At 56.2% G+C, this 18,861-nt stretch carries 20 protein-coding genes and 1 riboswitch; of the genes, 8 read left to right on the forward strand and 12 right to left on the reverse strand.

The features are described 5' to 3' along the window. The first annotated feature begins 86 nt into the window (after nt 1-86). Nucleotides 87-1,193 (forward strand): ABC transporter permease, encoded by a 1,107-nt coding sequence (locus tag ABK821_RS06620; protein WP_142501625.1) that lies wholly within the window; start codon nt 87-89, stop codon nt 1,191-1,193. A gap of 48 nt (nt 1,194-1,241) precedes the next feature. Here ABK821_RS06620 and ABK821_RS06625 read toward each other — a convergent pair whose 3' ends face one another. Beyond that, nucleotides 1,242-1,679 (reverse strand): YbhQ family protein, encoded by a 438-nt coding sequence (locus ABK821_RS06625; protein ID WP_142501626.1) that lies wholly within the window; start codon nt 1,677-1,679, stop codon nt 1,242-1,244. A 131-nt stretch (nt 1,680-1,810) separates the two neighbouring features. On the opposite strand from ABK821_RS06625, the gene ABK821_RS06630 reads away from it, so the two are divergent. From ABK821_RS06630 to ABK821_RS06640, 3 genes are read left to right on the forward strand one after another with little or no spacing between them, the layout of a single operon-like run. After that, nucleotides 1,811-2,572 (forward strand): endonuclease/exonuclease/phosphatase family protein, encoded by a 762-nt coding sequence (locus ABK821_RS06630; RefSeq protein ID WP_138360588.1) that lies wholly within the window; start codon nt 1,811-1,813, stop codon nt 2,570-2,572. Then, on the forward strand, nt 2,569-3,813 hold the full coding sequence (gene clsB / locus ABK821_RS06635) for a cardiolipin synthase ClsB (protein WP_343177879.1): 1,245 nt from the start codon (nt 2,569-2,571) through the stop codon (nt 3,811-3,813). Before ABK821_RS06630 ends, clsB begins: the two co-directional genes overlap by 4 nt. After that, nucleotides 3,813-4,781, forward strand: coding sequence for a YbhN family protein (locus tag ABK821_RS06640; RefSeq protein ID WP_142501629.1), 969 nt, complete (start codon nt 3,813-3,815; stop codon nt 4,779-4,781). The genes clsB and ABK821_RS06640 overlap by 1 nt, the downstream gene beginning before the upstream one ends. 44 nt (nt 4,782-4,825) lie before the next feature. Here the strand turns inward: ABK821_RS06640 and ABK821_RS06645 are convergent, their stop codons facing one another. The 6 genes from ABK821_RS06645 to moaA all read right to left on the reverse strand — a co-directional run bounded on the left by ABK821_RS06645 (nt 4,826) and on the right by moaA (nt 8,286). Next, nucleotides 4,826-5,530 (reverse strand): Bax inhibitor-1 family protein, encoded by a 705-nt coding sequence (locus ABK821_RS06645; protein WP_395033892.1) that lies wholly within the window; start codon nt 5,528-5,530, stop codon nt 4,826-4,828. Nucleotides 5,531-5,574: 44 nt separating this feature from the next. Beyond that, nucleotides 5,575-6,027 carry a molybdopterin synthase catalytic subunit MoaE gene (gene moaE / locus ABK821_RS06650; protein ID WP_138360592.1) on the reverse strand — a complete coding sequence of 151 codons (453 nt, stop codon included), beginning with the start codon at nt 6,025-6,027 and terminating at the stop codon, nt 5,575-5,577. 1 nt (nt 6,028) lies between these two features. Next, nucleotides 6,029-6,277: a molybdopterin synthase sulfur carrier subunit gene (moaD, locus tag ABK821_RS06655; protein ID WP_138360593.1), complete on the reverse strand. Its 249-nt coding sequence runs from the start codon at nt 6,275-6,277 to the stop codon at nt 6,029-6,031. A gap of 2 nt (nt 6,278-6,279) precedes the next feature. Beyond that, a complete protein-coding gene (gene moaC, locus ABK821_RS06660) occupies nt 6,280-6,759 on the reverse strand; it encodes a cyclic pyranopterin monophosphate synthase MoaC (protein WP_138360594.1) in 480 nt (159 codons plus the stop codon). A gap of 3 nt (nt 6,760-6,762) precedes the next feature. Next, nucleotides 6,763-7,275 carry a molybdenum cofactor biosynthesis protein B gene (moaB, locus tag ABK821_RS06665; RefSeq protein ID WP_138360595.1) on the reverse strand — a complete coding sequence of 171 codons (513 nt, stop codon included), beginning with the start codon at nt 7,273-7,275 and terminating at the stop codon, nt 6,763-6,765. A gap of 21 nt (nt 7,276-7,296) precedes the next feature. After that, nucleotides 7,297-8,286 carry a GTP 3',8-cyclase MoaA gene (moaA, locus tag ABK821_RS06670; protein WP_138360596.1) on the reverse strand — a complete coding sequence of 330 codons (990 nt, stop codon included), beginning with the start codon at nt 8,284-8,286 and terminating at the stop codon, nt 7,297-7,299. Next, nucleotides 8,274-8,412: riboswitch (molybdenum cofactor riboswitch) on the reverse strand. (Overlaps the previous gene by 13 nt.) Nucleotides 8,413-8,620: 208 nt before the next feature. Here moaA and yvcK point away from each other — a divergent pair. The 3 genes from yvcK to pmrB all read left to right on the forward strand — a co-directional run bounded on the left by yvcK (nt 8,621) and on the right by pmrB (nt 11,476). After that, a complete protein-coding gene (yvcK, locus tag ABK821_RS06675) occupies nt 8,621-9,526 on the forward strand; it encodes a uridine diphosphate-N-acetylglucosamine-binding protein YvcK (RefSeq protein WP_138360598.1) in 906 nt (301 codons plus the stop codon). A 176-nt stretch (nt 9,527-9,702) separates the two neighbouring features. Next, complete coding sequence (pmrA, locus tag ABK821_RS06680) at nt 9,703-10,374, forward strand: two-component system response regulator PmrA (RefSeq protein ID WP_138360599.1); 672 nt, start codon at nt 9,703-9,705, stop codon at nt 10,372-10,374. Nucleotides 10,375-10,378: 4 nt separating this feature from the next. Further along, entirely contained in the window at nt 10,379-11,476 is a 1,098-nt protein-coding gene (pmrB, locus tag ABK821_RS06685) for a two-component system sensor histidine kinase PmrB (protein ID WP_138360600.1), read from the forward strand. 301 nt (nt 11,477-11,777) lie between these two features. On the opposite strand, the gene uvrB is transcribed toward pmrB, so the two are convergent. Beyond that, nucleotides 11,778-13,793 carry an excinuclease ABC subunit UvrB gene (uvrB, locus tag ABK821_RS06690; protein WP_142501633.1) on the reverse strand — a complete coding sequence of 672 codons (2,016 nt, stop codon included), beginning with the start codon at nt 13,791-13,793 and terminating at the stop codon, nt 11,778-11,780. 722 nt (nt 13,794-14,515) lie between these two features. Between uvrB and ABK821_RS06695 the strand changes: the two genes are divergently transcribed. Next, on the forward strand, nt 14,516-15,238 hold the full coding sequence (locus tag ABK821_RS06695; protein WP_138360603.1) for an ABC transporter ATP-binding protein: 723 nt from the start codon (nt 14,516-14,518) through the stop codon (nt 15,236-15,238). Here the strand turns inward: ABK821_RS06695 and bioD are convergent. Genes bioD through bioB form a run of 4 tightly spaced genes read right to left on the reverse strand, consistent with a single transcriptional unit; the run spans nt 15,180 to nt 18,828 of the window. After that, complete coding sequence (gene bioD, locus ABK821_RS06700) at nt 15,180-15,902, reverse strand: dethiobiotin synthase (RefSeq protein WP_343177883.1); 723 nt, start codon at nt 15,900-15,902, stop codon at nt 15,180-15,182. The two genes, ABK821_RS06695 and bioD, sit on opposite strands and share 59 nt — an antisense overlap. Beyond that, the gene (gene bioC, locus ABK821_RS06705) at nt 15,895-16,650 is read right to left on the reverse strand and encodes a malonyl-ACP O-methyltransferase BioC (protein ID WP_343177885.1); all 756 of its coding nucleotides are present in this window, start codon (nt 16,648-16,650) and stop codon (nt 15,895-15,897) included. Before bioC ends, bioD begins: the two co-directional genes overlap by 8 nt. After that, nucleotides 16,634-17,791, reverse strand: a complete 1,158-nt coding sequence (bioF, locus tag ABK821_RS06710) for an 8-amino-7-oxononanoate synthase (protein WP_142501635.1) — start codon at nt 17,789-17,791, stop codon at nt 16,634-16,636. Before bioF ends, bioC begins: the two co-directional genes overlap by 17 nt. Beyond that, nucleotides 17,788-18,828, reverse strand: a complete 1,041-nt coding sequence (gene bioB / locus ABK821_RS06715) for a biotin synthase BioB (protein WP_138360607.1) — start codon at nt 18,826-18,828, stop codon at nt 17,788-17,790. The genes bioF and bioB overlap by 4 nt, the downstream gene beginning before the upstream one ends. Nucleotides 18,829-18,861: the final 33 nt, after the last annotated feature.

Here is an 18,861-nt window from a genome sequence, read left to right on the forward strand (position 1 = left end):
ATTTTGCCCGGCGTCGCCATGGGTACCGGACCTGCGGGCCATGCAGACCCGGTAAGCGCAGCGCCACCCGACATGAGGACGGTACTATGTTTCATCGCTTATGGACACTGATCCGCAAAGAGTTGCAGTCGCTGTTGCGCGAACCGCAAACGCGGGCGATTTTGATTATGCCAGTGCTGATTCAGGTGCTGTTGTTTCCTTTCGCCGCGACGCTGGAAGTCACCAATGCCACCATCGCTGTCTATAGCGAAGACAACGGCCAGCACGCGGTGGAACTGACTCAGCGCTTCGCTCGCGCCAAAGCCTTCCCCCACGTCCTGTTGCTGAAAAGCCCGCAGGAGATAGGGCCAACCATCAATGAACAAAAAGCGCTACTGGTCGTGCGCTTTCCGCCGGATTTCTCGCGCAATCTGGATAGCTGGCAGGCCGCGCCGCTCCAGCTACTGCTGGATGGACGGAATTCGAATAGCGCGCAAATCGCCGCTAACTATCTCCAGCAGATTGTTAAAAACTATCAGCAGGAACTGATGGCGGGAAAAACAACCCTGAACAACAGTGAGCTGGTCGTGCGTAACTGGTATAACCCGAATCTCGATTACAAATGGTTCGTAGTACCGTCGCTGATCGCGATGATCACCACTATCGGCGTGCTGATCGTCACCTCCCTTTCCGTTGCCCGCGAACGCGAACAGGGCACGCTCGATCAGTTGCTGGTCTCGCCGCTGGCGACCTGGCAGATTTTTATCGGCAAAGCGGTACCGGCACTGATTGTCGCCACTCTGCAGGCAACCATCGTACTGGTCGTGGGGATCTGGGGCTATCAGATTCCCTTTGCCGGTTCGCTGCTGCTATTTTACTTCACGATGATTATTTATGGCTTATCGCTGGTAGGATTCGGGCTGCTGATTTCATCGCTGTGCTCCACGCAGCAGCAGGCGTTTATCGGCGTATTCGTCTTTATGATGCCGGCGATTCTGCTCTCGGGCTACGTTTCGCCAGTGGAGAATATGCCGCAATGGTTACAGGACGTCACGTGGATAAATCCTATCCGTCACTTTACCGATATCACCAAGCAGATCTATCTGAAGGATGCGAGTCTGGAAATTGTATGGGGAAGTTTGTGGCCGCTATTAGTCATAGCGGCCACCACTGGCTCAGTTGCGTATGCGATGTTTCGCAGAAAGATTGCCTGATTCCCGCCATCGTTCAAACCACAACGGACAGGCTGTCCTGTTGCATAGCTACCGATGCTTCTGGGGATTCACGGCGCTGTCGCCTTGCTGTAGCCCGAAAGCTTTAGGGTAGCGGTTTTTATCTTTCGCCAGCAGCGACACAATCGCCGGACCGGCCAGTATTGCCAGCCCGGCAAGGGCCAACAGCAGATTATTGTGCAGCACGCGCGACAGCAGCCACAGCACGATAATCGCCGCGCCGAAGTACCAGGTGGTGGTGAGTTCCTCAAGGAAATCACCCACATCGCGCCAGCGCTCATCGTGGTGACGCTGCAAAAACAGCATCGCCAGTAGCGTGACGCCATACAGCACACACAAACCTAACCCGACACGTACCAGCGCGCCGCTCATCCAGCCTGCCACCAGTACCGCCACGACCAGTAGATGCAACATAATCTGCCAGCAACTAAGACCCGTTGCGACGCGTACACGTTGTTGCCACTTCATGGCTTCTCTCCTGAAGGATTTTTCTCTGCTACTCAGAGTACCGCACTTTACGGAAAATTCCGTATCGCCGCATCTTTTTGTGACCTCGACTACACTATTTTATTCAGGAAAGCGACATTGACTGGAGAAATATGACCGAGCAAACGCGGCGATTTTCGTTAAACGTGCTGACAATTAACACCCATAAAGGCTTTACCGCGTTTAACCGACGCTTCATTTTGCCCGAATTACGCGAAGCGGTACGCAGCGTCAGAGCCGACATTGTTTGCCTGCAGGAAGTGATGGGCGCGCACGAAATTTATCCGTTGCGGTTCGAAAACTGGCCGGAGACGCCCCACTATGAATTTCTCGCCGACACGATGTGGAACAATTATGCCTATGGGCGCAATGCCGTTTATCCGGAAGGGCATCACGGCAATGCGGTGCTGTCGCGCTTTCCTATCGAACATTATCAAAACCTTGACGTTTCGGTCGGTAATAGCGAAAAACGCGGCCTGCTCTACTGCCGCATCGTGCCGCCCGAAAGCGAAACAACGCTCCATTTGATCTGCGTGCATCTGGGGCTGCGCGCGCATCAGCGTCAGGCCCAGCTCGCAATGCTGGCGTCGTGGGTGAACAGCCTCCCCACGGGGGAGCCGGTTGTGGTAGCGGGGGATTTTAACGACTGGCGGCAACAGGCTAACCGGCAGCTCAAAACGCAGGCCGGTCTGGACGAAATTTTTACCCGCGCCAGGGGACGCCCGGCGCGGACTTTTCCGGTCCGTTTCCCGCTGCTGCGCCTCGATCGCATTTATGTCAAAAATGCACATGCCAGCCGACCTCAAATGCTGGCCTTAAAACAGTGGCGTCATCTGTCCGATCATGCACCGCTTAGCGTGGAGATTTATCTGTGAAATGTCGCTGGCAGGAAGGAAACCGCATTCAGCTCTTAGAAAACGGCGATAACTATTATCCGGCGGTATTTGCCGCTATTGGTCGCGCGCGACAGCGGGTGATCCTCGAATCCTTTATCTGGTTTGAAGATGACGTTGGCTGGCAACTCCATGCGGTGCTGCTACGGGCTGCCCGGCGCGGCGTTCGCGTGGAAGTTCTGCTCGACGGCTACGGCTCGCCGGATTTAAGCGACCGTTTTGTCAGCGAGCTCACCGCGGCAGGGGTAATTTTTCGCTACTACGACCCTCGCCCGCGCCTGTTCGGCATGCGTACCAATTTGTTTCGTCGCATGCATCGAAAAATTGTGGTAATTGACGATGTGACCGCCTTTGTCGGCGGCATTAACTACTCCGCCGAGCATATGACCGACTACGGCCCCGAGGCCAAGCAGGATTATGCCGTTCAGGTCGAAGGGCCGGTGGTGCTTGATATCCTGCAATTTGAACTCGACAATCTGCCCAACAGCGAAGCCACACGCCGCTGGTGGCGGCGGCGGCGACATAAGCCCGAAGTTAACCTTCATCCCGGCGAGGCTCAGGCGCTGTTTATCTGGCGTGACAATCAGGAACATCGCGACGATATTGAACGTCACTATCTGAAGATGCTGACCAGCGCACGCCGGGAAGTGATTATCGCCAACGCCTACTTCTTTCCCGGTTACCGGCTGCTGCACGCCATGTGCAACGCCGCCCGCCGCGGCGTGCGCGTCAAGTTAATCGTTCAGGGTGAGCCGGATATCCCGATTGTCAAATTCGGCGCACGCTTGCTCTACCATTACCTGGTCAAAGGCGGGGTACAGATTTTTGAATATCGCCGCCGCCCGCTACATGGCAAAGTCGCGCTGGCGGACGACCACTGGGCGACTGTCGGATCCAGCAACCTCGATCCGCTCAGCCTGTCGCTGAATCTGGAAGCCAACCTGGTTATCCACGACCGCGAGTTTAATCAGACGCTGCGCGACAATCTAAACGGATTGATCGCCAACGACTGCCGCCAGGTTGATAAGCGCATTCTTTCCAGACGCACCGGATGGCGGCTCGGCGTCAGCGTCCTGGCATTTCACTTCCTGCGCCATTTCCCGGCCTGGGTCGGCTGGCTACCGGCGCATACGCCGCGACTGTCGCGCGTCCCGCCGCCGGTACAGCCAGAAATAGAAACTCAGGACCGGGCAGAACCCGAAAACCAGGAGGTAAAACCCTGATGGCAAAATCGCACCCACGCTGGCGCAGGGTGAAAAAAATCCTTACGGCGCTCTTTTTTATCGCCGTGGTCGTGCTGCTGGTGATCTACGCGCAAAAAATTGACTGGCAGGAAGTCTGGAAAGTTATTCGCGACTATAATCGCGCGGCGCTGCTTAGCGCAATCGGCCTGGCTATCGCCAGCTACCTGATTTACGGCTGCTACGATCTGCTTGGGCGCGCATATTGCGGCCACAGGCTGGCAAAGCGGCAGGTGATGCTGGTGTCATTTATCTGCTATGCCTTTAACCTGACGCTCAGCACCTGGGTTGGCGGTATCGGCATGCGCTATCGGCTTTACTCGCGTCTGGGGCTTAGCGGAGGCACCATTACCCGGATCTTCTCCCTGAGCATTACCACCAACTGGCTGGGGTATATCCTGCTCGGCGGCATCATCTTTAGCGCCGGGATGGTGCAGGTCCCGGAACGCTGGTATATCAGCCAGCAGTCGCTACAGATTCTGGGCACCGTTTTACTGCTGGTTTCCACGTGCTATTTATGGGCCTGCGCCTTCGCTAAAAAACGTCACCTGACGATCAAAGGCCAGCGGCTGGTACTGCCTTCCTGGCGATTCGCGCTGCTGCAGATGACGGTTTCCAGCCTCAACTGGATGGCGATGGGAGCGATTATCTGGTTATTGTTGGGGCCGCAGGTCGACTATTTCCTGGTGCTTGGCGTGCTGCTGGTCAGCAGTATCGCTGGCGTCATCGTGCATATTCCTGCCGGTATTGGCGTTCTCGAAGGGGTGTTTATCGCTATGCTGTCCGGAGAGGAGATTTCCCGTGGCGCCATTATTGCCGCCTTGCTCGCGTATCGCACATTGTATTACTTCCTGCCCCTGCTGTTCGCAACCATCGGTTATCTGATTCTGGAGAGTCAGGCAAAACATTTGCGGGAAAAAAATCAGCGCAGGCTGGCGGGAGAGAAGTGAAAATCCCCCGGTCACGAATTATATGACCGGGGACATTACAATACTCAGCGACGGTTGCCGAAGATACGCAGCAACATCAGGAACAGGTTAATAAAGTCCAGATACAGCGTCAGAGCGCCAAGAATTGAGTATTTGCGCAGAGTAGAAGTATCGCGAACGTCTATCTGCTCGCCGATATTTTTCAGCTTCTGGGTGTCATAAGCGGTCAGGCCGACAAACACCAGCACCCCGATATAGGTTACCGCCCACATCAGCGCCTCACTCTTCAGCCAGAAGTTAACCAGCGACGCCAGCAGGATACCGATCAGCGCCATAAACAGCATATTACCGAAGCCGCTCAGATCCCGCTTAGTGGTATAGCCGTAAAGGCTCATCACGCCAAACATCCCGCCGGAAACCACGAAAGTACTGGCGATTGACGAGTAGGTATAGACGATGAAAATACTGGATAAGGTTAGCCCGGTTAGCGCCGAATAGAGCATAAACAGCGTTGTCGCCATCCCGGCGCTCAGTCGCTGTACCATACCCGAAAGCACGAATACCAACCCCAGTTGGGCAATGATCAGCCCGAAAAAGGTTATTTTACTGGAAAAAACAAACATCATAACGGCCGGAGTATTGGCGGCATACCACGCAATAAACGCGGTGAGCAGCAGCCCGACTGTCATCCAGCCATAAACCTGCGCCATATAGGTTTGTAGTCCGCTACGGCCCTGTACGAGGGTGCCGGAACGAGGGAATCTGTCCATAACTATCTCCTGATGAACGGAATTTATCTTCTAAGCGTATCACACTACCAACGTTCTGCCGCCTGCCGATCGCTATCTCGCGCATCCACCCAGCGCTCGCCTTCCGGCGTCGCCTCACGCTTCCAGAACGGCGCGCGGGTTTTCAGATAATCCATAATAAACTCCCCGGCGGCAAACGCGCTGCTGCGATGGGCACTGGTGACGCCGACAAAAACAATCTCTTCCCCCGGCCACATCTCGCCGATACGGTGAATCACCGTTATCCGGCCCAGCGGCCAGCGCTGACGGGCGAGATCAACGATCTCCGTCAGCGATTTTTCCGTCATCCCCGGATAGTGTTCCAGCGTTAACGCCTTCACGCTGTCGCCAAGATTATGGTTACGCACCTTACCGGTAAATGTCACCACCGCGCCGTCTTCATCACGCCCGGCAAGCCAGGCATACTCGTCGCCGACCTTAAAGCGGTCATGACTGACGATAATGCGGGTTTGCGTCATCTTATCCCCCGGTAACCGGTGGAAAGAACGCCACTTCATCACCCGCCGCCAGCGGATGATCGAAAGTGGTCAGCGTCTGATTCACTGCCGCCAGCAGTTTGCCCTCTTCCAGCGCCAGCGCCCAGCGACCGCCACGGGCGATCAGCTGCTGGCGAACGGCCTCAACCGTGGGGAGCCCATTTGGATCAAGAGTCAGGGAATCGGTGCCGAGCAGTTCGCGCACCTGAGCAAAAAAAAGTACGTTAATCATGGTTATTCTTCCACTCTGAAATCGCCGGATTTGCCGCCGCTTTTCGCCAGCAGGCGCACCGGGCCAATCACCATATCCTTCTGCACCGCTTTGCACATATCGTAAATCGTCAGCGCGGCGACGGACGCGGCGGTCAGGGCTTCCATCTCCACGCCGGTTTTGCCGGTCAGACGACAGAGCGATTCAATGCGCACCCGGTTGTGTTCGGGCTGCGCCTGCAGATTGACTTCGACTTTGCTCAGCATCAGCGGATGGCACAGCGGGATCAGCTCCCAGGTACGCTTTGCCGCCTGAATCCCGGCAATACGCGCGGTGGCGAAGACATCGCCTTTGTGATGGCTGCCGTCGATGATCATCGCAAGAGTCGTTGGCTGCATGTCGACATAAGCCTCGGCACGCGCTTCGCGAACCGTTTCCGCTTTCGCGGAAACATCGACCATGTGCGCTTCGCCCGCGGCGTTAATGTGGGTCAGTTGCGACATAACTTACTTCTTAATATGAGAGATAAAATTGCACGGACGGATGCGCGCATCGAGCTGCGGCGCAATAATATTGTCCCATGCGGTACGACAGGCTTTGGTTGAGCCGGGCATCGCAAAAATTAGCGTGCGGTTCGCCATCCCGGCAACGGCCCGGGATTGCAGGGTCGAGGTGCCGATCTCTTCAAAAGAGAGCATACGGAACACCTCGCCAAAACCTTCCACTTCGCGGTCAAACAGCGGCAGCAGCGCCTCCGGTGTTTGATCGCCATCGGTAAAACCGGTCCCGCCGGTGATCAACACCACCTGAACCTCTTCGCTGGCAATCCACGCCGACACCTGGGCGCGAATGGCATAGCGGTTTTCTTTGACAATCGCCTTATCGACGACCATATGCCCCGCTTCCTGCGCCGTATCGCGCAGCCAGTGACCGGAGGTGTCGTCCTCTTCGCCACGGCGGCTGGAAACAGTGAGAATAGCAATACGGGTCGGAATAAACTCAGCGCTGACCTGGCTCATTTGATCGCTCCTTAAAATGCATTATCCGCCAATATAGGACAGGTTCTGTGTAATACCGGTGTTGCCCTGGTGCAGGAAATGGGTCTGCTTTTTATGCGTTAACGCCTCGGCAATGCGCGCTTCCAGCTCCGGCTGCTGCTGTTCATCGGTGAGCAGATCGCGCAAATCGACTCCGCCCTCACCAAACAGACACAGATGCAATTTGCCGACGGAAGAGACGCGCAGACGGTTGCAGGTGACGCAGAAATCTTTCTCATACGGCATAATGAGACCAATTTCGCCAACATAATCCGGATGACAAAACACCTGCGCCGGGCCATCGCTACGCTGGCGGATCTGGTGGATCCAGCCGCGGCGCAGCAGCGCGTCGCGCAGCACCATGCCAGAGATATGATGGCGGCGAAACAGCCCGCCGCCTTCGCCAGTTTCCATCAGTTCAATAAAACGCAGTTGAATGCGGCGCGGCTGGATCCATGCCAGAAAGGTGTCGAGCTGGTGGTGATTGACATCGCGCATCAGCACCGTGTTGACCTTAACTTTTTCGAAACCAGCGGCAAAGGCGGCGTCAATACCGTCCATTACCTGGTGAAACTTATCCTGACCGGTAATGGCGTAAAACTGGCGAGCGTCGAGGCTATCCACGCTGACGTTAATCGCCGTCAGCCCGGCGTCGCGCCAGCGTTCCACATCGCGCGCCAGCCGATAGCCGTTGGTGGTCACCGCAATCTGACGAATAGCAGCGTTTTCCCGCACGGCGGCGATAATATCGGTGAAATCCCGACGCAGCGAGGGCTCGCCGCCGGTCAGACGCACCTTCTCCGTGCCCAGGGCCGCAAATGCGCGCGTGACATGACGCACCTCGTCCACGCTGAGAAAGCCTTTGTTGGTGACGGCGCCGGGTTGATACCCGTTGGGCAGACAATAGGTACAACGAAAGTTGCAGACGTCGGTAATTGACAGGCGCAAGTAATAAAACTTACGCGCGAATGCATCGGTAAGCTGTGAAGCCATATACACCTTTCCAAATACGGGAGACGCGGTCATTTCTTTCCACGCCCTGGTGGCAACCGAAGTTGTCACGGCCAAAGCACCATATCTTGCGACACAGGCACAGAGGCTAGAGTGTTAACGGATTATGCCGATAGTAGCGCGTTAATGACAGTTTCGCCATTTCCGATTTCGCTATATAATTATGTATATATCGCCACGATCATGCATTTTCGCTACAGAATAGCGAAAAACTACGCTTTTGCATTGATATCGGTCAGTTTGTCAGGATCCGGCCATCGTCTTTTAGGGGTAGATCGGTTACTGTGTGCCCGTTTAATTGAGATAAGGAATTTTTATGCGCAATCGTACTTTCGCCGATCTTGATCGCGTTGTGGCACTCGGCGGCGGGCACGGACTGGGTCGGGTAATGTCCTCCCTCTCTTCTCTGGGCTCGCGCCTCACCGGTATCGTGACAACAACCGATAACGGCGGCTCCACAGGGCGAATTCGCCGTGCGGAAGGCGGTATCGCCTGGGGCGATATGCGCAACTGTATTAATCAATTAAGTGCCGGGCCCAGCGTAGCCTCCGCGATGTTTGAGTATCGTTTTAGCGGTAATGGCGAACTTTCTGGCCATAACCTTGGAAATCTGATGTTAAAGGCGCTGGATCATCTTAGCGTAAGGCCTCTGGAAGCGATCAACTTAATCAGAAACTTTCTCAAAATCGACGCATTTTTGATCCCGATGTCGGAACAACCGGTCGATCTGATGGCCATTGACCACGAAGGACAGGAAGTTTACGGCGAGGTCAATATCGATCTGCTCGCCAGCGTCCCACAGAAATTGATGCTCACCTCGCCGGTTCCCGCCACTCGCGAAGCGATAGAAGCCGTCGCCGAAGCCGATTTGATCCTGATCGGCCCGGGCAGTTTTTACACCAGCCTGATACCTATTCTGCTGCTTGAAGAGATGGCGCAGGCGCTGCGCCGCACGCCGGCGCCAATGGTGTTTATCGATAATCTCGGCAAAGAACACAGCCCGGCGGCCAGCCTGACGCTGGCGGACAGAGTGGCGATTATGGAGCAATATATTGGCAAACGGGTGATTGATGCCCTGGTTATCGGCCCGAAAGCCGATCTCGCGGGGATTGACAACCGGGTGGTCATTCAGACGCCGCTGGATGCCAGCGATGTACCCTACCGCCACGATCGCCAGCTATTACGTCGTGCGCTGGAAAAAGCGATTCAGGAATTAGGTTAATCCCGGACTCACTTTTCAGAGAACGTATTGCCATCAGGCTGAGAATCTTAAGGTTGTCTTAAAATAGAATCGGCAGCATAGCGGACACTCAAGGGAGCGAACTTTTCTCTTAACCGCTATTCCCACGAGTATCGGGCAACAGACGATATTTTAACGCCATGTAGAGAGGCCAGCCGATGAAAGTGTTAGTCATTGAAGATGATGCGCTCCTGTTACAAGGATTAATTCTGGCGATTCAAAGCGAGGGCTATGTTTGCGACGGTGTATCAACCGCTCACGAAGCCGCGCTCTCTCTGGCCGGTAATCACTACAGTCTCCTCGTTCTCGATCTGGGTCTGCCTGATGAGGACGGTCTGCATTTCCTGGCGCGTATACGGCGGGAGAAATTCAGTCAGCCCGTGCTGATTCTCACCGCCCGCGATACCGTTGATGACCGCATCAGCGGCCTGGATACCGGCGCAGATGACTATCTGGTTAAACCCTTTGCCCTGGGAGAGCTGAACGCGCGTATTCGCGCCCTGCTGCGGCGTCATAACAATCACGGCGACAACGAACTGACTATCGGTAATCTGCGGCTGAACCTCACACGGCGGCTGGTCTGGCTTGACGAGCAATCCCTGGATTTGACCCCTAAGGAGTATGCTCTGCTTTCTCGTCTGATGATGAAAGCGGGTAGCCCGGTGCATCGCGAGATTCTCTATAATGATATTTACAACTGGGATAACGAACCCGCTACCAACGCGCTGGAGGTACATATCCATAATCTACGCGATAAAGTCGGCAAATCACGCATCCGCACGGTTCGTGGATTTGGCTACATGCTGATCAACACCGTTGAAACAGAATAACGCTATGGCTCTGTTTGTCAGTGAAACCTGGACCATGCGCCATCGGCTGCTGCTGACCATTGGCGCGATTCTGGTCGTGTGCCAATTGATTAGCGTGTTCTGGCTGTGGCACGAAAGCAAAGAGCAGATTCAGTTGCTGGTGGCCAGCGCCATTGAAGGGCACAATAACCAAAAACATGTGACGCAAGAAGTCCACGAAGCGGTGGCCAGTCTGTTAATCCCAAGCTTGCTGATCATCGGCCTGGCGCTGTATATCTGCCTGCTGGCGGTGAAGAAAATCACCAAACCGCTTTCCAGCCTGCAGCTTGAACTGGAGAATCGCACGCCGGACAATCTGCAGCCTATCGCTCTGAATGAGTCGGTACCGGAAGTCACCGCGGTGACCACCGCGATTAATCAACTGGTATCACGCCTGAATTCCACGCTCGATCGCGAGCGCCTTTTCACCGCCGATGTCGCCCATGAACTGCGTACGCCGCTGGCCGGGCTGCGTCTGCACCTGGAACTGCTGGAAAAAGTGCATGGCGTTGGCGTAGTGCCGCTGATTCTGCGCCTCGATCAAATGACCAGCAGTATTACCCAGCTACTTCAACTGGCGCGCATTGGTCAGTCGTTCTCCGCCGGAAACTATCAGCAAGTTGCGCTGAAAGAGGATGTTATCGAACCGCTCCAGGAGGAGCTTGAGGCCATGCTGGAGCAGCGGCAACAGAAGCTGGCGCTGCACGACAAGGAGGGCAAGGTCGTTGTTTCAGGCGACGTCACGCTGATGCGGGTTATTCTACGCAATCTGGTGGAAAATGCGCATCGCTACAGCCCGACAGGATCGACAATTACCCTGTCAATAACGCCAGGCCCGTCGCCCGTTCTGGCAGTAGAAGACGAAGGCCCCGGAATTGATGAGGCGAAAAGCGGTGAATTGAGCAAAGCGTTCGTTCGCATGGACAGCCGCTACGGCGGTATTGGCCTGGGGTTAAGTATCGTCACTCGTATCGCCCAGTTGCACGACGCCAGATTCTTTTTGCACAACCGTCGGCCAGGGCCTGGCGTTCGCGCCTGGATACTCTTCCCGAAGGCTTCCCGTCAGAATGTCAGCAGCCATTGATGAAAGAAGGCGACGACGATAACAAAGGCGCAGGAGACGGCCAGATATTCGCAGAAAGTTAATTTTTGCATGACGCTATCCTCATTAAATTGAGGAGAGTTTCGCCAAACAATATTAAGCCAGTATTAAGAGGCGGCGAAAAACAGCCCGACGAAGCAATAATTTTTTTACGGCGACAAAACCACGCAGCAAACTGTGCCCCACTCTGCCAGAAGCCGCGACGCTTATCCGCCAGCAAAATCCACGCAGCCTCCCCCCCGGACCACATGAACGAAGCGTGGACAGGGGATTTTTCCACCGGTTACGAAGCCGCAATAAACAGTTCACGCAGTTGATGAAGCTGGTCGCGAATTTGCGCCGCCTCTTCGAACTCCAGATTTTGCGCATGCTGCATCATCTGCGCTTCCAGTTGATGAATTTTCTGCTGCATCGCTTTAGGCGTCAGCGCGACGGTATCCGCCTCAACCGGTGAACGAGACTTACCGCGCCCCTTAACTTTGGTTTTCGCGATATTCTGCCCCAGGGCCAGAATATCCACCACTTTCTTATTGAGGCCCTGTGGCACGATGCCGTGTTCTTCGTTGTACGCCTGCTGCTTCTCACGACGGCGTTCGGTTTCACCGATCGCTTTCGCCATCGACGGGGTGATCTTATCACCGTAAAGAATCGCCTTGCCGCTGATATTACGCGCCGCGCGACCAATAGTCTGAATCAGCGAGCGTTCGGACCGCAGGAAGCCTTCTTTGTCAGCATCGAGGATTGCCACCAGCGAGACTTCCGGCATATCCAGCCCTTCACGCAGCAGGTTGATGCCCACCAGAACGTCAAACTCGCCCAGGCGCAGGTCGCGAATGATTTCCATGCGCTCCACGGTGTCGATATCCGAGTGCAGATAGCGCACCCGCTCGCCGTGCTCTTCCAGATACTCCGTTAAGTCTTCCGCCATACGTTTGGTCAGGGTGGTGACCAGCACGCGTTCGTTGATCGCGGTGCGAATGCGAATTTCCGAGAGCAGATCATCCACCTGGGTAGCCACCGGGCGCACTTCAATAACCGGGTCAAGCAGCCCTGTCGGGCGCACTACCTGATCGATCACTTCGTCGCCGGATTTATCCAGCTCATAGGCGCCCGGCGTTGCTGAGACATAGATCGTCTGCGGCGCCAGCGCCTCAAACTCTTCAAACCGCAGCGGGCGGTTGTCCAGCGCCGACGGCAGCCGGAAGCCATATTCCACCAGCGTCTCTTTGCGCGCCCGGTCCCCACGGTACATGCCGCCGATTTGCGGGATAGTCACGTGGGATTCATCGATCACCAACAGGCCATCAGCCGGCAGGTAATCGAACAGGGTCGGCGGCGGCTCGCCCGGCCCGCGCCCTGACAGGTAGCGCGAGTAGTTTTCAATCCCCGAGCAATAGCCCAGTTCGTTCATCATTTCGAGATCGAACTGCGTACGCTGGCTCAGCCGCTGCTCTTCCAGCAGCTTGTTGTTCTCCAGCAGCACCTTGCGCCGTGCAGCCAGCTCAACTTTAATCTCTTCCATCGCCTGCACGATGCGCTCGCGCGGCGTGACGTAGTGGGTTTTCGGGTAAACGGTAAAGCGCGGGATCGTCGACTCAACGTGGCCGGTCAGAGGATCGAACAGCGACAGGCGCTCAACCTCGTCATCAAACAGCTCAACGCGCAGGGCGATATCGTCGGATTCCGCCGGAAAGATATCAATGACCTCTCCGCGCACGCGAAAGGTGCCGCGCTGGAAAGCCTGATCGTTACGGGTATATTGCAGTTCAGCCAGGCGACGCAAAATGGCGCGCTGGTCAATCAACATACCGACCGTCAGATGCAGCATCATCTTCAGGTACAGGTCCGGGTCGCCCAGGCCGTAGATAGCGGAGACCGACGCCACCACCACCACATCACGCCGCTCCAGCAACGCTTTGGTTGCAGACAGACGCATCTGTTCAATATGTTCGTTAACGGACGCATCTTTCTCAATAAAGGTGTCGGAGCTTGGCACGTAGGCTTCTGGTTGGTAGTAATCGTAATAGGAGACGAAATACTCCACTGCGTTTTCGGGGAAAAACTCTTTCATCTCGCCATACAGTTGCGCCGCCAGGGTTTTGTTCGGCGCCAGCACCATCGTCGGACGCTGCAGATCGGCAATGACGTTGGCAATAGTGAACGTTTTACCGGAGCCGGTCACGCCGAGCAGCGTCTGATGCGCCAGACCATCCTCCAGCCCCTCTTCCAGACGACGGATCGCTTCCGGCTGGTCACCGGAAGGACGGAAAGCAGAATGCAGCTTGAACGGTTTACTCATCAATCAGGACCTGAAGAAGGGTTGAACGGCAGGTGTTTAATTCTACCTTTCAGTACAATTTTTGCCAATAAAAAACACTGGATATAAAAACAGTGCCATATTATCGTATTCTGGCAAACTGGATTTTTTTATCGTCATTAACGGCGAATCACCACGCTCATACGGGATAATCCACCAGACAGTGGGGTTATCCCCAGAAATTTTTGACATTTAACATTTGTCAAGCAAGCAGATGAATGTTTTATGGCCATCGATGACACTTTTCTGACAGGCATTGATTTTATATAATCAATTGATATTTAAAGAGATTAAATAAAAGATGGCTTTCACATCAATTCAGCCGCAGGCCGCATATTCTCTAGCTTACCGCAAGTTTTCTAACTCTAATACACAAGGTTATCCACAGGAATAGTGGATAACTGTCTCCAGCCCATGACCTGTGCCACCCGGAGAACATTGCTCGCCGCGAGGAAACCCGCGATGAAAAAAAATTATTGAATTTTTTTTGCTGCTTACTGGCTAAAAACAGGCGGATTTTTTATGACTTTTTGCACCACATTTCAGCGTACTGGCACCGGGAAAGTGCAATATCTCGCCTGACTCCCCCCCTTTTTACCTGGCTACATCTGTATTCACCAGCAAATACCGAAAGTTCTTTTTCCTGGCAAGAGATTTGCAGAATCTTCTCGTCGCCCGCTCGCCCAGGAAAGGAGAAAACGTCTATGTTGAATCTACGAGCCGTGAACCACTATTACGGAAACCAGCACTCGCTGTGGAATGTTGATCTTGAGCTTATGCCCGGTAAGTGCACTTGCGTAATGGGGCGCCAGGGGATGGGGAAAACCACGCTCGTCAACTGTATTACCGGCTATCTGCCCGTTGCCAGCGGCAGCATGACCTGGCAGGACGTGGGAGCGGCGCCCTACGATCTGATGCCCCTCTCCGCCCAGTCGCGTAGCGCTATCGGTATTGGCTATGTCCCGCAGGATAAGCGTATCTTTTCGCAGCTGAGCGTAGAAGAAAATCTGCATATCGCCCTCGCGGCCAGCAGAGAGCCTGATTTAGCGGTAGCAGGCGAAATTTACGATCTGTTTCCGGAGCTCTACTCCCTGCGACAAAGCAAGGGCATTACGCTAACCGCTGACGATCAGTACCAGTTAGCCCTGGCGCGGGCGCTGATAACCCGTCCGCGCCTGCTAATCCTCGACGAACCTTCGCGCGGCAGCGGCCAGCGCTTCCTGCATAAGTTGGGCGATTTATTGGTGCGTCTGAATCGCGATATTGGCCTGACGGTGCTGATCGCCGAGCAGCACCTGCCGTTTATTCGCCGGGTAGCGGATCGTTTTTGCCTGCTGCACTGCGGGCGCAGCGTCGCCCAGGGGGACGTTATTCAGCTGGATGAACCGCTGCTGGAGAAATGGATGACCCCCGATCCAGCGCGTTAAGGTCGAGGTACTGTCCGAGGCCTTCGTGCGGTACGGCATCCCCCAGCCACGGTATCTCGCCGAGAAACGGTGCCTTCAGCATCCGTTGTAACGTCACCAGATACTCAGCGTGGCGCTTGCCTGGCGGCTGGATATCGTTGGCTATCCATCCCACCAGCGGCAGTCCGGCCTGGCGCACCGCCTGCGCGGTAAGCATCGCATGGTTGATACACCCCAGTTTGACCCCCACCACGAGTATCACCGGCAGTTGCTCCTTTTGTACCCAATCAGCGAACGTGAAGGTTTCTGAAAGCGGCGTAAACCAGCCGCCCGCCCCTTCAACCAACAGCCAGTCCGCCAGCCCCTCCAGGGCGCGCAAGCCAGCAGAGAGCGCCAAAGCGTCAATCGGCCTGCCTTCGTCAGCACTGACAATGTGCGGCGACGTCGGCTCGGCAAACGTGTAGGGATTCACCTGCTCATAGCGTAGCGCGACCCGGCTGTTGCGCTGCAAAGCCAGCGCATCGTCATTGCGTAGCCCTTCAGCCGTATATGCGCTGCCGGAAGCAACAGGCTTATAGCCAACACTCCTGAAGCCTGCGCGGTTAGCCGCCTGTAGCAGGGCGCAACAGGTCACGGTTTTGCCGACTTCGGTATCGGTCCCGGTGACGAAAAAGCGTTTAATCACGTTCGATAACTCCTGTAAACAGATAATACGTCAGCGGACACTGCCCCTGCTGCTGCGGCCAGGCGATCTGAAGCTGGCGCAGTTTGCCGCGACTGAGCGGCGCGGGAGTGCGCCCCCGATGCAAATGGGTTGCGCCAATACCTTTCAGCGACCGCATCGCGCTGAGCGCATCGGTAAACGACAGAGTGATAACGTGGACGCGGCTGGTGACGCGGCGACCCGCCAGCGCCTGACTCACCGCCCGTTCGCTGAGAAAACGGTTGGAATGCGGCAGGTCGTCAATGGCTCGCCAGGCCTGATTCAGTTCCGGCAAAGAGCCTGCCAGCAGTGTACTGAACGCAACCCGGCCGCCGGGACGCACTACCCGACACAATTCGTTGATAGCGGTAGCGAGATTATCGCACCACTGAACGGCGAGGTTGCTCCACGCCAGGTCAACGCAGCAGTCCGCCAGCGGCATCGATTCAATATCCCCTGCGACGTAGCAATGGGCGCTGTCCCCGCGTCGGGCTTCCGCCAGCATATCGACGGAAAGATCCAGCGCGGTTACCCGACTCCCCGCCTCCCGCCAGGCGCGGCTCATTGTACCGGGACCGCAGCCCGCATCGAGCACGTCAGGAAAGCCGTTTATAGGGAGTTGATCGCGCAGCAGGGAGGCGCTGAGACGCTGTAGCTCGTCATGTTGCGTGTAATGGCCGGCCGCGCGGCCAAATGCCGCCGCCACCGCGCGCTTATTCACCGCCGCCATGCAGCACCTCCAGCAGGCGGACAATATCGGCGGACTCATGCGCCGCCGTCAGGGTCAGGCGCAGGCGCGCGCTACCGGCGGGAACCGTCGGCGGGCGGATTGCCGTGGCCCAGCAGCCCTGCTCGCGCAGGCGCGCCGCCAGCCGCAACGCCCGGGCGTTATCGCCAACGATCAGCGGCTGAATCGCGCTGGCGGATGGCGTCAGTTCGCCGGGATACGTGGCTATTTCACGGCGAAAATCGGCAATATGGCGGGCCAGTTTTTCCCGCCGCTGCTGGCCGTCGCTGCTGCGTATTACGCCCAGCGCGGCGCTGAGCGCTACCGCCTGCGCCGGAGGCATAGCGGTGCTGTAAATCAGATGGCGGGCAAACTGCAACAGATAATCCGCCAGCGCGTCACTGCACAATATCGCCGCCCCGCTGACGCCAAAGGCTTTACCGAAGGTGACGATAAGCAGCTCCGGGCGCACCTGCTGTGCGTGACAACTGCCGCGGCCCTCTTCGCCGACCACGCCGATGCCGTGCGCATCGTCAACCAGCAGAAGCGCCCCGGCGGCCTGAGTCTCCCGCTGGATATCTGCCAGCGGCGCGCTATCACCATCCATGCTGAAGATGCCTTCGGTCACCGCCAGTTGTTGGCCGGATAGCGATTTTTCCAGCAATTGGTTGAGATGCCGGTGGTCATTATGCTGAAAACGACGCAGTTGCGCCGGACTGAGGCTGGCGGCCTCCAGAAGCGAAGCATGGCTGAGCCGATCGGCAACAATGCGGTCTTCTTTACCCGCCAGGGCGGCGATCGCTGCCTGATTTGCGGCGAAGCCGGAGATAAACAGCAGCGCGCGTGGATAACCCAGCCAGTCGGCCAGTTGCTCCTCCAGGGCGCGATGCGCTTCGCTATAACCGCTAACGTGACCGGAGCCGCCGCTACCGACGCCATAACGTTCCGCTCCCTGCTGCCAGGCTTTGACAATTGCCGGATGCTGGCTGAGGCCAAGATAATCGTTACTGGAGAAATTGAGCCAGCGTCGCCCTTCGCGAATGAGCCAGCGCCCTGCGCCTTGTGTTACTGGCTGACGATGACGCAGGGCGTCCGCCCTCCGCCGCTCTTCCAGCGCCAGCGCGATACGTTGCTGCCAGCTCATAGCGCCGCCGCGTTGTAATATTCCTCAGTATCAGGGGTCATCAACGCCTGCTCCAGACGTTGCTGCTGGGCATTATCGCCTTCCTGCACCGCTGTTTGCTGCGGGTTAATGCCCAGTTTGCGGAACAGCTGCAGATCTTTGTCCTCTTCCGGGTTCGGCGTCGTCAGCAGCTTGCAGCCGTAGAAGATGGAGTTGGCTCCGGCCATAAAACACATCGCCTGGGTCTGTTCATTCATCTGCTCGCGACCGGCGGAGAGGCGCACATACGAACGTGGCATCATGATACGTGCGATGGCGATCGTGCGAATGAAATCAAAAGCATCAACATCGTCGTTATCCGCCAGCGGCGTGCCTTTAACCTTCACCAGCATGTTGATCGGCACGCTTTCCGGCGGTGTTGACAGGTTAGCCAGTTGCAGCAGCAGTCCGGCGCGGTCTTTCACCGTTTCGCCTAAGCCGACGATACCGCCGGAGCACACTTTAATCCCGGCATCGCGCACTTTGTCGAGGGTATCAAGGCGCTCCTGATAAGTGCGTGTGGTAATAATATTGCCGTAGAACTCCGGCGAGGTATCAAGATTGTGGTTGTAGTAATCCAGTCCGGCGTTAGCAAGGCGTTGCGCCTGACTGTCATTCAGGGTGCCGAGGGTCATGCAGGCTTCGAGCCCCATCGCCTTCACCCCTTTCACCATCTGCTCAAGGTAAGGCATGTCCCGGTCATTAGGGTTTTTCCATGCCGCGCCCATGCAGAAACGGGTTGAACCGGCTTTTTTCGCCTGGCGCGCCGACTCCAGCACCTGTTCGACCTCCATCAGGCGTTCAGATTCGAGGCCGGTCTTATAGCGCGCGCTTTGCGGGCAATATTTACAGTCTTCCGGGCAGGCGCCGGTCTTAATCGACAGCAGCGTACTGACCTGAACCTGGCGCGGATCAAAGTGCTGGCGGTGGATCTGCTGGGCTTCAAACAGCAGATCCAGAAAAGGTTTATTAAATAACTCAGTAACTTGCGACATTGTCCAGCGTGGATGGTGAGCCATTAGCCTCTCCAGGGGGTTTCGTTAATTGTCCGT

The organism is Klebsiella sp. KE9456 (assembly GCF_043832615.1).
Lineage (GTDB): Bacteria > Pseudomonadota > Gammaproteobacteria > Enterobacterales > Enterobacteriaceae > Klebsiella > Klebsiella indica.

Excerpts from the sequence above, each read along its gene's own strand:
- ABK821_RS06620 (WP_142501625.1), top strand. The coding sequence starts at position 87 with ATGTTTCATCGCTTATGGACACTGATCCGCAAAGAGTTGCAGTCGCTG.
- ABK821_RS06625 (WP_142501626.1), bottom strand. The coding sequence starts at position 1,679 with ATGAAGTGGCAACAACGTGTACGCGTCGCAACGGGTCTTAGTTGCTGG.
- ABK821_RS06630 (WP_138360588.1), top strand. The coding sequence starts at position 1,811 with ATGACCGAGCAAACGCGGCGATTTTCGTTAAACGTGCTGACAATTAAC.
- ABK821_RS06640 (WP_142501629.1), top strand. The coding sequence starts at position 3,813 with ATGGCAAAATCGCACCCACGCTGGCGCAGGGTGAAAAAAATCCTTACG.
- ABK821_RS06645 (WP_395033892.1), bottom strand. The coding sequence starts at position 5,530 with ATGGACAGATTCCCTCGTTCCGGCACCCTCGTACAGGGCCGTAGCGGA.
- moaE (WP_138360592.1), bottom strand. The coding sequence starts at position 6,027 with ATGACGCAAACCCGCATTATCGTCAGTCATGACCGCTTTAAGGTCGGC.
- moaD (WP_138360593.1), bottom strand. The coding sequence starts at position 6,277 with ATGATTAACGTACTTTTTTTTGCTCAGGTGCGCGAACTGCTCGGCACC.
- moaC (WP_138360594.1), bottom strand. The coding sequence starts at position 6,759 with ATGTCGCAACTGACCCACATTAACGCCGCGGGCGAAGCGCACATGGTC.
- moaB (WP_138360595.1), bottom strand. The coding sequence starts at position 7,275 with ATGAGCCAGGTCAGCGCTGAGTTTATTCCGACCCGTATTGCTATTCTC.
- moaA (WP_138360596.1), bottom strand. The coding sequence starts at position 8,286 with ATGGCTTCACAGCTTACCGATGCATTCGCGCGTAAGTTTTATTACTTG.
- yvcK (WP_138360598.1), top strand. The coding sequence starts at position 8,621 with ATGCGCAATCGTACTTTCGCCGATCTTGATCGCGTTGTGGCACTCGGC.
- pmrA (WP_138360599.1), top strand. The coding sequence starts at position 9,703 with ATGAAAGTGTTAGTCATTGAAGATGATGCGCTCCTGTTACAAGGATTA.
- pmrB (WP_138360600.1), top strand. The coding sequence starts at position 10,379 with ATGGCTCTGTTTGTCAGTGAAACCTGGACCATGCGCCATCGGCTGCTG.
- uvrB (WP_142501633.1), bottom strand. The coding sequence starts at position 13,793 with ATGAGTAAACCGTTCAAGCTGCATTCTGCTTTCCGTCCTTCCGGTGAC.
- ABK821_RS06695 (WP_138360603.1), top strand. The coding sequence starts at position 14,516 with ATGTTGAATCTACGAGCCGTGAACCACTATTACGGAAACCAGCACTCG.
- bioC (WP_343177885.1), bottom strand. The coding sequence starts at position 16,650 with ATGGCGGCGGTGAATAAGCGCGCGGTGGCGGCGGCATTTGGCCGCGCG.
- bioF (WP_142501635.1), bottom strand. The coding sequence starts at position 17,791 with ATGAGCTGGCAGCAACGTATCGCGCTGGCGCTGGAAGAGCGGCGGAGG.
- bioB (WP_138360607.1), bottom strand. The coding sequence starts at position 18,828 with ATGGCTCACCATCCACGCTGGACAATGTCGCAAGTTACTGAGTTATTT.